The following is a 1,573-nucleotide window of genomic DNA, read 5'->3' on the forward strand; positions in this document are numbered from 1 at the left end:
CGGTAGAGCGCGCGGTGGGCGGTGTTGATGGTGGCGCGGTAGGCGGGTCCGGTGAAGCGGTGGCGGGTGAGGGCGGTGTGGGCGGCGTTGCTGCCGGGTGCGCCGTGGACGGCGCCGCCGGGGTGGGCGGAGGCGCTGGCGAGGTAGAGGTGGTCGATCGGGGTGTCGGCGCGGCCGAGGCCGGGGACGGGGCGGAGGAAGAGTTGTTGGTGGATGGCGGCGGTGCCGGCGTTGATCGCGCCGTCGACGAGGCTGGGATCGTGGGTCTCCAACTCGTGCGGTCCGTGGATGGTGCGGGCGAGGATCCGGTCACGGAACCCGGGGGCTCGCTGGTCGATGACCTGCTCGATGAGGTCCGCATGTCGTTGCAGCCGGTCTGGGGGCCAGTGGTGGCCTCGGGGGACGTGGGTGTAGGCCCACACGGACTCGGTGCCGGTTGGTGAGCGGGTGGGGTCGGCGGTGGTCATCTGCCCGAGCAGCAGGAACGGGTGGTCGGGGACGCGGTCGCAGGCGAGGTCGGTGCTGATCGCGGCGAGCCCGTTGAGGTCGGCTCCCAGGTGCACGGTCCCGGCCTGCCCGACCTCCGGTGCCGTCCACGGGATCGGACTGGACAACGCCCAGTCGACCTTGATGGTCGCGTCGTCCCATTCGAACACCTCCAGATCCGCCACGAACCGTGCTGGAAGGTGATCGACCCCGACCAAATCCAGGTACAGGGTCGGCGCGGGCACGTCGGCCAACACCGCCTTCCTGGCCCGCACCAGCTCACCCTCGGCGTCACGGACCCCCACCGCTTGGCCGCGGGCCACCAACACCTCGGTCACCCTGCGCCCGCACTCGATCCGCCCGCCCCGGGCGGTCAGGCGGGCGACCAGCGCGTCGGTCAACCGGCCCGCGCCGCCCTCGGGCACCGGGAACCCCACGTCCTGGCCCAGCATCGCGAGCAGCCACCCGAACACCCCGCTGCCCGCGTTGTCCGGACCGAGGTCGGTGTGCATCGCGCTACCGGCGAGCAGCAGCCGCGCACCATCACCGGAGAACCGCTCCGCACCGAGGCGGCGGGCCGAGAGGGTGACCATCCTGGCCAGCCGCAGCAGTTCGGCCGTACCCAACACGCGGGCCAACCGGGCGCCCGCGCGGACCGGTGGGAACGGGCGGGTGATCGCCGCCAACAACGGCTCCCGCATCCGCTCCCACCGCGCGTACTCCGCCCGCCACGCATCCCCATCACGCCCGTCGAACCCCGCCACCGACCCAGCGGTCCGATCCAGATCCCGCGACAACAACACATGCCGGTCGTCCGGGAACACATGCGCCAGCACCGCCGGCGCGTGCCGCCACCGCAACCCGAACCGCTCCAGTTCGAGCTCGGCCAACACCGGCGACGCCGCACCCAACGGATAGAACGCACTACACACATCGTTGCGGAACCCCGGCGCCGTGATCTCCGCCGTCCGCACCGCGCCACCCGGCACCTCAGCCGCCTCCAACACCAGCACATCCCACCCCGCGTCAGCCAGCACATTCGCCGCCACCAACCCGTTCGGACCCGCACCCACCACCACCGCGTCCG

Annotated in this window: 1 protein-coding gene; it reads right to left on the reverse strand. The window is 72.4% G+C overall.

All coding sequences use genetic code 11. The annotated features are described in order from the left end of the window. Positions 1 to 1,573, reverse strand: a 1,573-nt coding sequence (locus tag JT362_RS35265; protein ID WP_260196303.1) for a phytoene desaturase family protein, incomplete at both ends; no start/stop codon positions are given.

The organism is Actinophytocola gossypii, assembly GCF_025165815.1.
GTDB classification, from domain to species: domain Bacteria; phylum Actinomycetota; class Actinomycetes; order Mycobacteriales; family Pseudonocardiaceae; genus Actinophytocola; species Actinophytocola gossypii.